Raw genomic sequence first — 12,066 nt, forward strand, 5'->3', positions numbered from 1 at the left:
GAGTTAGGCTATCGTCCGTCCACCCGGCGCAGGAAATCCGGGATTGAGGGACGGAATTTATGACTAGACGCATTTTACTTCCGGGAATGCTGCTGTTCGGCATGACGGCGATGCTGCACGGCAATGCTTCCGCGGCGGATCTGACGATAGCGATGCCGAACTGGGCGTCTGGCCAGGCGAGCGCGAATATATTGAAGGTTGGCATCAAGCAGGAGCTTGGCCTTGATGCCGATGTCGTCGAGATGGGCACGCTGATTGCCTTTGCCGGACTGGACTCGGGAAGCGTGGATGTTCACCCGGAAGTCTGGCTGCCGAACCTCGACAATCTCGTGGAGCGGTATGTGAAAGAGGCGCACACGGTTGCGCTGAGCCCGGTTTCGGTGCCGGCCTGGCAGGGCATCTGCGCCAATCGCGCAGCGTCCGACAAGGTCGGCATCAAGGACATTTCCGACCTGTCGGACGTAAAGAAGACGGCAGCGCTCGACACCAATGGCGACGGCAAGGGCGAGTTGTGGATCGGGGCTGAGACCTGGTCGTCGACGGCCATCGAGCGGGTGCGCGCCAACAGCTACGGCTATGCCAAGACGCTCGACCTTCTGGAGATGCCCGAAGATGTGGGCATGGCGGCGGTCGATGCGGCGGAGGCGGTGGATCGCCCGATCGTGTTTGCCTGCTATGCGCCCAATGCGGTGTTCAAGCTGCATGACATCGTGCGGCTCACCGAACCGGCCTATGATGCGTCGAAATGGAAGATCGTGCTGCCTTCGGAGGACCCGGCCTGGCTTTCGAAGTCGAACGCGCCGGTCGGCTGGGACGCGGCCAGCTACCGCATTGCCTATGCAAGCTCGCTCAAGGAGCGGCATCCCGACGTTGTGCGCTTTCTGGAGCATGTCGATTTCACGCCCGATGAAGCGATCGACATGAGCTATGCGCTGCAGGTGGAGCGACGGGCGCCGCTCGACTATGCGCAGCAATGGGTGAAGGAACATGGCGAACGTGTGAAGGGGTGGGCAAAGCAATGAGTGCGACCATGACGGACCGCCGCAAGCTGCTGACAGCGGGCGCATTGCTTCTTGGCGCATCGCTTTGCGCGGTGCTTCCCGTGCTGGCGGCCGAGACGCAGGTCTATGACCCCAAGACGCGCAAATGGACCGACTACAACAAGACCGAAGCCTACAAATACTGGCGCAAGAACAAGCAGGTGCCGCCGGCCTTCCAGCGGCAGGTGGTTCGCTTCCGCACCGCCGAGAAGCCCGGCACCATCATCATCGACGGCAACCAGCATTTTCTCTATCTGGTGCAGCCCGACCAGACGGCGATCCGCTACGGGATCGGTGTCGGGCGCGACGGCTTCGGCTGGGCGGGCATCGTGCGGGTCGGGCGCGTCGCGGAATGGCCGACATGGACGCCGCCCGCCGAGATGGTGGCGCGCGATCCGAAAGCCGCGAAATGGGCGAACGGACAGCCCGGCGGCCCCGACAACCCGCTCGGCGCGCGGGCGCTCTATCTCTACGAGGGCGACCAGGACACGATCTACCGCATCCATGGCACGCCGGAGCCATGGACGATGGGGCTCAACGTGTCGTCGGGCTGCATCCGCATGGTCAATGACGACATTATCGATCTGCACAGCCGCATCCAGGTGGGGGCCAAGGTGATCGTGCTGATGCAGGGGGCGGCCCTTTACAAGGGCGTGTGATGGGCAAGGCTCGGAGAGGGAACACAGCCATGCATGAGAGAAGCAAGCAGCCAGGCAACCGGACGGGCAAGGCGGCTTTTACCGGCCTTGTGGCGTTGACGCTCAGCGCCTGCCAGTCGACGTCGCCGACCCAGGACCAGATGTCGCGCACCACGCTGGAGACGGCGCCAGCCGACCTGCAACTGATGTGCGCCAATGCGGCAGCCGCGCAGTCCGGGACGGAAAGCTCGAAGGTGCTGCCGGTCTCCTCGCGCAAGATCGACGCCAACAACTTCATCGTCGACCTCAACGCCAACGGAAAGCCAATGAGCTGCACCGTCGACGCAACCGGAACAAACGTATCCGTCACACCAGCCTGATTTCGTCAAGGCACGAAGCGGGCACGTTATTTCGGGGCGCGCCTACTTTTTCATGTCGACGACGACGCGTCCGCGAATCCTGCCCTCGATGATATCGCGTGCCGCGGCGACGATGTCGCCGAAGCCGATGGTGGTCGACAGGGCGGCCAGCTTCGATGCATCCAGATCGGTGCCGATACGCTTCCATGCTTCCAGCCGGAGCGCCTTCGGCGCCATCACCGAATCGATGCCGAGCAGGGAAACGCCGCGCAGGATGAATGGCGCGACAGTCGTGGGAAGGTCCATGCCCTGTGCCAGGCCGCAGGCGGCAATCGCGCCGCCATAGGATGTCATGGACAGCACATTGGCCAGCGTGTGGCTGCCGACTGCATCGACGCCGCAGGCCCAGCGCTCCTTCGCCAGCGGCTTTGCCGGGCCCGAAAGCTCGGCGCGGTCGATGATCTCTGAAGCCCCGAGACCCTTCAGGAAATCCGCCTCGGCGGGACGCCCCGTCGAGGCGATGACATGAAAGCCGAGCTTCGAGAGGATCGAGATGGCCACCGATCCGACGCCGCCTGCCGCGCCGGTCACGATGGCAGGGCCGCGCGCGGGCGTGATGCCGAAGCGCTCCAGCGCCATGGCCGAAAGCATTGCGGTGTAGCCGGCAGTGCCGATCGCCATCGCGTCATGCGCGCTCATGCCTTTCGGCAGAGGCACCAGCCAGTCGCCCTTGACGCGGGCGCGCTCCGCATAGGCGCCAAAATGCGTCTCCCCGACGCCCCAGCCGTTCAGGATAACCTTGTCACCCGGCTTCCAGTCCGCATGGGTGGAAGCGCGGACCGTGCCCGCGAAATCGATGCCGGGAACCAATGGCCAGCGCCTGACCACGGGCGATTTTCCGGTGATCGCGAGGCCATCCTTGTAGTTCACGGTGGTGGCCTCGATGTCGACCGTCACATCGCCTTCCATGAGGTCGGCCTCGGTCAACTCCGCGACACCGACCGACTGGCGTTTCTCCTCATCGCGGGACACCAGAATGGCTTTGAAGCGATCTGACATGAATACCTCCCTGTCGTACCGGCTCATTGGCCGGCTGCGCGTGCTCCGAACAGTTCGTAGAGCAATATCATCGCCGCTCCAACTGTGATGAACGCATCGGCGAGATTGAACACGGCGAAGGACCACACGGGCGTATGGAAAAGGAAGTAGTCGATGACATGGCCATGGACCACACGGTCTATGAGATTGCCGACAGCGCCGCCGATCACCAGCGCAAAGCCGGCCAGTGCGAACTGCGATGAGGTGCGCGTGGCGAGGTAGAGCATGAAAGCAATCACCGCGAGCGAAATCGCGATCAGCCCTTTGTCCCCGATCGACGAGAACATGGAAAAGGCAACGCCGGTATTATAGGTGCGAAACAGCGCGAAGAACGGCACAAGGTCGACCTGCTCATGCATGACAAGGCGCGTCTCGACCAGCATCTTGACCCATTGATCGACAATCACGCAGAGCGCGGCAAGCGTAGCAAGTGGAACAAATCCGCGCAGCTTCATGCGTCGAGCTTCAGCGCGTTGCGGCGGATTTCGAACAGCATCACGCCCGTGGCGACCGCGAGGTTCAACGAGTCGGCCCTGCCCTGCTGGGGAATTCGAAGCAGCGCGTCGCAGCTTTCCGCAAGCGCGTCCGGCAGCCCCTGCTGCTCATTGCCCATCAGCAGCACGACCGCCCTGCCGTCGAAAGGGACGGTGCGATAGTCCACCGCGCCCTTGAGATGCGTGCCCGCGACAAGCCCCTGGAAACCCTTCCGCCATGCGAGGAATGCCTCCTGCGTGGCCTTGGCCACCGGCACGGAGAAGATCGACCCCATGGTGGCACGCACCGTTTCAAGCGAGAAAGGATCGGTGGTTTCCCCGACGAGGATCACGCCCTTCGCACCGACCGCATCGACCGTCCTGATGACGGTCCCGAGATTTCCCGGATCGCGCACGCGGTCAAGTGCAACCCAGACGTCCCCCGACTTCGGCTGCACGTCGCCCAGCCGCACAAGTTGCTGCGAGAATACGGCGACCACCATTTGCGGGTTTTCGCGCCGGGTGATCGCAGCCAGCACCTTCTCCGAAACCTCCAGCACCGTACCGCCTGCCGCGACCGTGCGCGCCGCGACCTGCTCGACCGCCGCGGTACCCAGCTTGGATTTGGCGAAGACCAGCGTCCTGATGGTCCAGCCCATGTCGAGCGCGTCGATGACCAGTTTCAGCCCTTCCGCAATGAACGCCTGCTGCTGGTCGCGGAATTTCTTGAGCGCGAGCGCCTTGATGTCCTTGACGATCGGATTGGACAGGCTGGTGATTTCCTTGACCTGACCGGGACCGCCCTGCCGCTGCACATTCATGCCGCCACCCATCTGGAAAAGAGCGAGGTCGAGAGCGCCCGGCCCGCCGACTGCTCGCGGATGATGAGTTCACCGGACTCGACCGTCCCGCCCATGCCCGCAAGGGTGTCGCGCATCAGCGCATGGATCGCGAAGAACGACGCCCTGATGGAATAGGCCGTCAGCACCACCGCCAGCGGCTTTGGTGTCAGTATTTCACGGCACAACTCGGCCATCGCCGGCAGGTCGTCGAACAATTGCCAGACCTCGCCCTTCGGCCCCCTTCCATAGGCGGGTGGATCGAACAGGATGATGTCGTAGCGGCTTCCGCGACGCTGCTCGCGCTCCACGAATTTCATCGCGTCCTCGCAGATCCAGCGAATCGGCTTGTCCGCCAGCCGCGCCATTGCCTGGTTCTCGCGCGCCCAGCCGATCGCCTTCTTCGAAGCGTCCACATGGGTCACTTCCGCGCCCGCACGCGCCGCGACAAGCGAAGCCAGACCGGTATAGCCGAACAGGTTCAGCACCTTGACTGGCCTGCGGGCGCGTTCGATCAGCCCGGCCATATGGTCCCAGTGCGAGGCCTGCTCGGGAAACACGCCGACATGGCGGAAGGAGGTGAATCGTCCGAGATAGTCGATCCCGTCATGGCGCATGGGCCATGTCTCGCCGAGCGGCGCCTTTGGAAAGCGCCAGCGGCCCAGCCCTTCCTCGTCGGTGTCGCCCGTGAAAATGGCGTCGGCCTTTTGCCATTCGCGTTCCGGCAATGCGCGCTGCCAGATCGCCTGCCCTTCCGGCCTGACGATGCGGTAGGGTCCATATTGTTCAAGCTTCTGTCCCGCACCGCTGTCCAGCAGTGCGTAGTCCGCATTGGGCGCAACTTCGAGAATCAGCGGCAGGTTTTCGGCGGGCAAAGCGCCCTCCCGCCTGCGCGGGACCTGCGGCTCGCGCCCCACGGGGGCGTTTCCCTGCGGCGGCGTCCGGGCGGAGTCACTCCGGTGATGTCGCGCTGGCTTCAAGAGGTCGTCCCTGATTGACAGAGGCCGCTTTTGGCACAGCTGTGCAGGCCGTGCAATTAGTTGCACCGGAACCGCCAGAAAGCCGCATCCGTCAGGTCGGGCGAACCGCCTCGTAGACGGCGATGCCCGCGGCGAGGTCCTCAAGCGCGGCGCCCACCGACTTGAAGAGTGTTATCTCTTCCGGCGACTGCCTGCCGCTTTTTTCGCCCCGCGCAAGCTGATGCAGGTCGGCGACGATGCGCTCCTTTGTGAGCGCGCCCGACCGCAACGCCTGCACGATATCGCCGGCCTCCTTCGTGGCGCCCGCATGGGTATCGACATAAACCCGCGCTCGGCGGATGGCCTCGTCGTCGCTCTCGCGCATGTCCGGCGTGAACGCGCCCACAAGATCGACATGGGTTCCCGCCTTCAACACCGCGCCCCTGACGAGCGGCACGTCGGAAATCGTCGCGGACGACACGATGTCCGCCCATGCCAGCGCATCGTCGAGATCCTCCACAGCCTTCGCCGCAAGGCCATAGGATTTGAGCGCGGTGGCCGCCCTGACCGCATTGGTGGCGGTGCGGTTCCAGACGCGCACCTCGCGGATCGGGCGCACCGCCGCATGGGCGCGGGCAAGGAAGCCGCACAGCGCGCCCGCGCCGACGACCAGCAGGCGCGAGGAATCCTGCCTCGACAGGTAGGTGGACGCCAGCGCCGACGCGCAGGCCGTGCGCCATTGCGTCAGGCGCTGTCCGTCGATCAGCGCCAGCGGTTCGCCGGTCACGCCGTCGAGCAGGAGATAGACGCCCATGACGGCGGGCTTGCCGATGCTGTTGTTGTCGGGAGAAACGGTGACGATCTTGACGCCCATATAGCCGCCCTGCGACGTGCCGGCGGCCACAAGATCGGTCCAGGCAGGCATCAGCAGCAGCGTCGAGGCGGCTCCATCGGGCCGCTCCACAGTATGATGGTGCCTGACCGGCTGCACGGCGCCTGCGCGAAAGGCTGCGCGCAGGGTTTCCACGAGGGCGGGAAATGTGAGGGCCTTGTCGATCGCTTCTGGCGACACGATCATCATTTTGTGTCGATGCCCTTACGGCCGGGAAGCGGATTGATTGGGAACCGACTTGAGCATGCGCGCCTGCGATTGCTTGAGCGCCTCGGCCTCGATGCCGCGTTGCCTGGCCAGCTTGCGATGCCGTCCCTGCCCCAGCCACGTGGCGACGCCTCCAATCACCAGTCCGAGCGCCAGCGCGAGGAACAGGACCACGAACAGCGGCCATTCGACCGTCAGCGCGGGATTGCCGGGATTGAAAGGGTCGAAGGTCATCGGCACCGCAGCCCGGTTTGCCACCGCGAATGCGATGAGTACCACCGCAAGAGGCACGAGAACCACAACGACCACAAGGCGATTGAGCATCAGTTCCAACCCGTCCAGGCAAATCCTGCTTGCAAAGCTATTTGGCGATGTTCAGCCGTTCGCGCAGTTCCTTGCCGGTCTTGAAGAATGGCACCCATTTTTCGTCCACGTCCACCGCTTCGCCGGTGCGCGGATTGCGTCCGGTACGTGCGGGCCGGTTCTTCACCGAGAACGCACCGAAGCCTCGAAGCTCGACCCGATTGCCCGTTGCCAGGGCATCGGTGATCTCTTCGAAGATGGCGCTTACGATATTCTCGACGTCCCTCAGGAACAAATGCGGATTGCGATTTGCAATAATTTGCACGAGCTCGGATTTGATCATCAGCAGCTCCCCCTCGTCCATTTTCAGTTAACGCGATTACATCAATGATTTTTATGGAGTTTCCGGCCTTTGCCGATCGCTCATTCAGGTTGCCAGAGTGACACGAGACCGTCAAGGAACAAGCGTCTTGCTCCGAGCGCCTTTAGAAACTCGCGTATCTGGAGGTCAAGGCTCGTGGTCTGGTCCTGCCCCATAGCGCCAGCGAGATAGGCTGCGAGGCCGGTCCGGGGTGCTTTCCATTCCACGACCTCAAGTCCGTCCGCGACCCCCTTCGTCTTCAGCCACGAAACCGCCTGATCTTCCCCGCCGAGCGCATCAACCAGCTTGAGGTTGAGCGCCTGCCGCCCCGTATAGACCTTTCCGTCCGCAATCTGGTTGGCTTCCTGCCGGGTGAGCGGACGCCGCTCGTCGACCAACCCCACGAACCAGTCATAACTGTCCATGATCATGGAGCGTATCGCGGCGCGCTCCTCGTCGGTCGTCGGATTGAACGGCGAAGGCTCCGCCTTGAGCGGCGAGGACTTCACCTCTTCCATCTTGATGCCGAGCTTGTCCATCAGCCCGGTCACGTCCGGGTACTGGATCAGCACGCCAATCGACCCGACAATGGATGTCTGCCGCGCCACGATGTGATCGGCGGCGCTGGCAATCAGATATCCAGCCGAAGCGGCAAGCGTTCCGACCTGCGCGACCACGGGCTTCTCGGAGGCGACGCGGCGCACTTCGTCGAAGATCGCTTCCCCGCCCGCCGTCGTGCCTCCCGGCGAGTCGATCGACAGGATGACGCCCTTGACCGCTGCGGACTTGCGGACGTCCTCCAATCGCTTGATGAGGTCCTCGTCCTCGGTGATCGTGCCTTCGATGCGCACCTTGGCGATGTGATCGGCGGCGCTACCGCCACGCTCCACACCCGACACATAGACTGCGGTGCCGAGCGCGACTGCGGCGATGAGCAGTGCGGCTACCCGCCAGAAGGTGAGTTTGCGCCGCAACTGGCGACGTTCAATCCAGTTCTCCGCTGGCAGCGACATCCGCAATTCCCCAGGGTTCAGTCGGATTCAGAAAGACGCCTCAATAGCCGATGCAGGTGAGCAGGGCTACCCGCAAAAACCGTGATTATCGCAGCAGGCGCGAAATCAACTGCGCCGTGTAGTCCACCATCGGCACGATGCGCGCGTAATTCAGACGAGTGGGCCCGATTACGCCAAGCGCGCCCACCACCCGCGCCTCTTTGTCGCGATATGGCGCAACCACCAGCGAGGAACCGGAAAGGGAGAAGAGCTTGTTTTCGGAGCCGATGAATATGCGCACGCCCGAACCTTCCTCGGCGAGGTCGAGAAGCTGGATCAGCCCTTCCTGCGTTTCGAGGTCGTCGAACAAATGCCTAAGCAGGTCCATGTCCGCCTGCTCGGAAACATTCTCGAGAAGGTTGGAGCGGCCTCTAACAATGAGCCGGGCGGGGAGGCCGCTGTCGGCTCCTGCCCAGATCGCCAGCCCCTTGTCGACAAGCTGCTCCGAAAGCGCATCCAGCGCCAGCTTGGTTTCGGCGCGCAATCGCTCGATATTGGCGCGCGCCTCGGCCAGCGTGAAACCCCGGATGTGCCCGTTGAGGAAATTCGTCGCTTCCTGCAACTGCGATGAAGTGACGCCCGCAGGCAGGTCGATGACGCGGTTTTCGACGTCCCCGTTTTGCGACACCAGCACGACGAGCGCGCGCGTCGGTTCAAGCTGTATGAACTCGATGTGCTTGAGCGCGACTTCATTCTTGGCGGCGACGACGAGCCCCGCCCCTCGCGACATGCCGGACAGCATCTGGCTCGCTTCGGTCAGCACCTGCTCCAGACTGCTGGCCGAGCCGGACGCTTTCATCTGGGTCTCGATGTTGCGGCGCTCTTCGTCGGTGAGGTCGCCAAGCTCCATGAAGGCATCCACGAAGAAGCGCAGCCCCTTCTGGGTCGGCAGGCGGCCCGCCGAAATATGCGGCGCGTAGATCAATCCCGCCTGCTCCAGGTCGCTCATGACATTGCGAACGGTGGCGGGTGACAGCGAGGAAGGCAGCATCCGCGACAGGTTGCGCGATCCGACTGGCTCGCCGTCCAGCAAATAGGAATCGACGATGCGCCGGAAAATATCGCGCGAGCGCATATCCAGCGATTGCAGCGTGGGATCTTGGATCGGTTTCGTCATAGTCAAAAACAATATAGAAAACTTAGCCGTGCGAGCAAGATTTCGCCGCGTTTTCCGCACACACGCGCGGGCGTCAATGTCTGCCCCTGCGCTTTGACGCCCCTTTTCCTTTGCGCTGCCGCGCGGTCGGGGCTAAAAGCCCGCAACGAATCCTCAAAAAGCGGAACCAGAATGCGTCCATCCAAGCGCGATTTTGACGAAATGCGCGCCGTTACCTTCGAACGCGGTGTTTCAAAGCATGCCGAAGGCTCCTGTCTCGTGAAGTTCGGCGACACTCATGTGCTGTGCACCGCAAGCCTCGAGGACAAGGTGCCGGGCTGGCTGCGCAACAGCGGCAAGGGCTGGGTCACGGCTGAATACGGCATGCTGCCGCGCGCTACGGGCGACCGCATGCGCCGGGAGGCGACATCCGGCAAGCAGGGCGGGCGGACGCTGGAGATCCAGCGCCTGATCGGTCGATCGCTGCGCGCCGTCATCGATCTGCAGGCGCTCGGCGAACGCCAGATCACCGTCGATTGCGACGTGATACAGGCGGACGGCGGCACGCGCACGGCCTCGATCACCGGGGCATGGGTGGCGTTGTACGATTGCCTGAGATGGATGGAAGCCCGCCAGATGATCGTGCTGCAAAAGGTGCTGCGCGATCATGTCGCCGCGATTTCCTGCGGCATCCATGACGGCGAGCCTGTCCTCGATCTCGACTATCTCGAAGATTCCGCCGCCGGAACGGACGCCAATTTCGTGATGACCGGCAAGGGCGGCATCGTCGAAATCCAGGGCACCGCGGAGGGCGAGCCATTCTCGGAAGAGCAGTTCGCGACGCTGATGAGCCTTGCCCGCAAGGGCATCGGACGCCTCGTCAGCCTCCAGCAGATGGCGGTCAACTAAAGAATGCCTGACCTTTCCGCGCGCAGGATCGTGGTGGCCAGCCACAATGAGGGCAAGCTGCGCGAGATCGCAGACCTGATCGCGCCCTTCGGCTTCGAGGCACGGTCGGCGCGCGAATTCGGCCTGCCTGAACCGGAGGAAACCGGCACGACCTTCGAGCAGAACGCCTATATCAAGGCACATGCTGCAGCCGCCGCAACCGGCCTGCCCGCATTGTCGGACGATTCCGGGCTGATGATCGATGCGCTCGACGGGCAGCCCGGCGTCTACACGGCCAATTGGGCGGAAGGCCCGGAAGGAAAGCGCGATTTTTTGCGAGCCATGCGCCGCGCCGAGGACGCGCTGCAGGAAGCGGGCGCCACCGCACCTCAACAGCGCAAGGGCCGCTTCGTCGCCGTGCTTTGTCTTGCCTGGCCGGATGGAGAGGCAGAATATTTCCGGGGCGAGGTGGAAGGCACGATGGTCTGGCCGCCGCGCGGAGAACTGGGCTTCGGCTATGATCCGGTTTTCAGGCCGGACGGCCATGAGTTGACGTTCGGTGAGATGACCGCCGAACAGAAGCATGGCTGGAAGCCGGGCCAGCCGGACGCGCTTTCGCACCGGGCGCGCGCCTTCCAGAAATTCGCGCGTGCGAAGCTCGGATCGCCATGAGCGGCCCCGGCTTCGGCGTCTACCTGCATTGGCCGTTCTGCGCGGCCAAATGCCCCTATTGTGACTTCAACAGCCATGTCCGCCACCAGCCGGTCGACCAGCGACGGTTCGTCCGCGCGTTCGAGCGCGAGCTTGCCACCATGCGCGAGCGCACCGGGCCACGCGATGTCACCAGCATCTTCATCGGCGGCGGCACGCCTTCGCTGATGGAGCCGAGCACTGTGGAGGCGCTGCTCGACGCGGTCGCGCGCAACTGGCACGTGCCCGACGGCATCGAGGTCACGCTTGAAGCCAATCCCTCCTCGGTCGAGGCCGGGCGCTTTCGCGGCTATCGCGCCGCCGGGGTCAATCGCGTCTCGCTGGGCGTGCAGGCGCTGAACGACCCCGACCTTCGCTTCCTTGGACGGCTGCACGATGTCGAGCAGGCGCTGTCGGCCATCGCGCTGGCGCGAGAAACCTTTCCAAGGCTGTCCTTCGACCTGATCTATGCAAGGCCCGGGCAAACGCCGGAGGCGTGGGCCGAGGAGCTGGAGACGGCGATCGGCCACGCCGCCGACCACTTGTCTCTCTACCAGTTGACCATCGAGGAAGGCACGCGATTTCACGCGCTGCACGCAGCCGGGAAGATTGTCGTCCCCGACCCTGACCACGCCGCCGAACTCTATACCGTGACGCAGGACGTGACCGCCGCGCACGGCCTGCCGGCCTATGAGATTTCGAATCATGCACGGCCCGGCGCCGAAAGCCGGCACAACCTCGTCTATTGGCGCTACGGCGAGTATGTCGGCGCAGGACCGGGCGCGCATGGGCGTTTCGTGGAAAACGGGCGGCGCATCGTGACATTCACGGAGAAGATGCCGGAGCACTGGCTCGACCTCGTAGAAGGTCGCGGACATGGCGTCATCGGCGGCGAAGTGCTGACGCGCGAGGAGGAGGCCGACGAATTCCTGTTGATGGGCCTGCGCCTTACGGAGGGCATAGACCTTGCGCGCTACGAGCAGCTTTCCGGACGCAGCCTTTCGGGGCGGCGCGTTTCCATCCTCCAAGAGGAAGGGTTGCTGGCTTCGATAGGAAATTCACGCCTTAGGGCTACGCCGGAAGGCATGATCGTGCTCGATGCGCTCGTGGCCGACCTGGCGCGCTGATGCGCTCCGGTTCGGATTGGATTCGTCCGGTTTACGGGGCTTTG

15 protein-coding genes are annotated in these 12,066 nt (G+C 63.6%); 6 read left to right on the forward strand and 9 right to left on the reverse strand.

Annotated elements, in window-relative coordinates:
* The first annotated feature begins 86 nt into the window (after positions 1–86).
* The 3 genes from M9924_06550 to M9924_06560 are packed head-to-tail and all read left to right on the forward strand — an operon-like array spanning position 87 to position 2,058.
* On the forward strand, positions 87–1,022 hold the full coding sequence (locus M9924_06550; GenBank protein MCO5064061.1) for an amino acid-binding protein: 936 nt from the start codon (positions 87–89) through the stop codon (positions 1,020–1,022).
* Positions 1,023–1,030: 8 nt separating this feature from the next.
* Positions 1,031–1,699, forward strand: a complete 669-nt coding sequence (locus M9924_06555) for a L,D-transpeptidase (protein MCO5064062.1) — start codon at positions 1,031–1,033, stop codon at positions 1,697–1,699.
* A 29-nt stretch (positions 1,700–1,728) separates the two neighbouring features.
* On the forward strand, positions 1,729–2,058 hold the full coding sequence (locus M9924_06560) for a hypothetical protein (protein MCO5064063.1): 330 nt from the start codon (positions 1,729–1,731) through the stop codon (positions 2,056–2,058).
* A 42-nt stretch (positions 2,059–2,100) separates the two neighbouring features.
* On the opposite strand, the gene M9924_06565 is transcribed toward M9924_06560, so the two are convergent.
* The 9 genes from M9924_06565 to hrcA form a co-directional block, all read right to left on the reverse strand.
* Positions 2,101–3,096, reverse strand: coding sequence for an oxidoreductase (locus M9924_06565; GenBank protein ID MCO5064064.1), 996 nt, complete (start codon positions 3,094–3,096; stop codon positions 2,101–2,103).
* A 23-nt stretch (positions 3,097–3,119) separates the two neighbouring features.
* Positions 3,120–3,590: a signal peptidase II gene (lspA, locus tag M9924_06570; protein MCO5064065.1), complete on the reverse strand. Its 471-nt coding sequence runs from the start codon at positions 3,588–3,590 to the stop codon at positions 3,120–3,122.
* Positions 3,587–4,429: an RNA methyltransferase gene (locus M9924_06575; protein MCO5064066.1), complete on the reverse strand. Its 843-nt coding sequence runs from the start codon at positions 4,427–4,429 to the stop codon at positions 3,587–3,589. Before M9924_06575 ends, lspA begins: the two co-directional genes overlap by 4 nt.
* Positions 4,426–5,364 (reverse strand): class I SAM-dependent rRNA methyltransferase, encoded by a 939-nt coding sequence (locus M9924_06580; GenBank protein ID MCO5064067.1) that lies wholly within the window; start codon positions 5,362–5,364, stop codon positions 4,426–4,428. Before M9924_06580 ends, M9924_06575 begins: the two co-directional genes overlap by 4 nt.
* Before the next feature lie 154 nt (positions 5,365–5,518).
* Positions 5,519–6,487, reverse strand: a complete 969-nt coding sequence (locus M9924_06585) for an ornithine cyclodeaminase family protein (GenBank protein ID MCO5064068.1) — start codon at positions 6,485–6,487, stop codon at positions 5,519–5,521.
* Between the two features lie 15 nt (positions 6,488–6,502).
* Entirely contained in the window at positions 6,503–6,829 is a 327-nt protein-coding gene (locus M9924_06590) for a LapA family protein (protein ID MCO5064069.1), read from the reverse strand.
* A 37-nt stretch (positions 6,830–6,866) separates the two neighbouring features.
* Positions 6,867–7,151, reverse strand: a complete 285-nt coding sequence (locus M9924_06595; protein MCO5064070.1) for an integration host factor subunit beta — start codon at positions 7,149–7,151, stop codon at positions 6,867–6,869.
* An 80-nt stretch (positions 7,152–7,231) separates the two neighbouring features.
* The gene (gene sppA / locus M9924_06600; GenBank protein MCO5064071.1) at positions 7,232–8,182 is read right to left on the reverse strand and encodes a signal peptide peptidase SppA; all 951 of its coding nucleotides are present in this window, start codon (positions 8,180–8,182) and stop codon (positions 7,232–7,234) included.
* An 85-nt stretch (positions 8,183–8,267) separates the two neighbouring features.
* The gene (hrcA, locus tag M9924_06605) at positions 8,268–9,338 is read right to left on the reverse strand and encodes a heat-inducible transcriptional repressor HrcA (GenBank protein ID MCO5064072.1); all 1,071 of its coding nucleotides are present in this window, start codon (positions 9,336–9,338) and stop codon (positions 8,268–8,270) included.
* A gap of 171 nt (positions 9,339–9,509) precedes the next feature.
* On the opposite strand from hrcA, the gene rph reads away from it, so the two are divergent.
* The 3 genes from rph to hemW are packed head-to-tail and all read left to right on the forward strand — an operon-like array spanning position 9,510 to position 12,022.
* Positions 9,510–10,226, forward strand: coding sequence for a ribonuclease PH (gene rph, locus M9924_06610; GenBank protein ID MCO5064073.1), 717 nt, complete (start codon positions 9,510–9,512; stop codon positions 10,224–10,226).
* A gap of 3 nt (positions 10,227–10,229) precedes the next feature.
* Positions 10,230–10,877 (forward strand): RdgB/HAM1 family non-canonical purine NTP pyrophosphatase, encoded by a 648-nt coding sequence (gene rdgB, locus M9924_06615; GenBank protein MCO5064074.1) that lies wholly within the window; start codon positions 10,230–10,232, stop codon positions 10,875–10,877.
* A complete protein-coding gene (gene hemW / locus M9924_06620) occupies positions 10,874–12,022 on the forward strand; it encodes a radical SAM family heme chaperone HemW (GenBank protein MCO5064075.1) in 1,149 nt (382 codons plus the stop codon). Before rdgB ends, hemW begins: the two co-directional genes overlap by 4 nt.
* Positions 12,023–12,066: the final 44 nt, after the last annotated feature.

The organism is Rhizobiaceae bacterium (genome assembly GCA_023953835.1).
GTDB lineage: Bacteria > Pseudomonadota > Alphaproteobacteria > Rhizobiales > Rhizobiaceae > Mesorhizobium_G.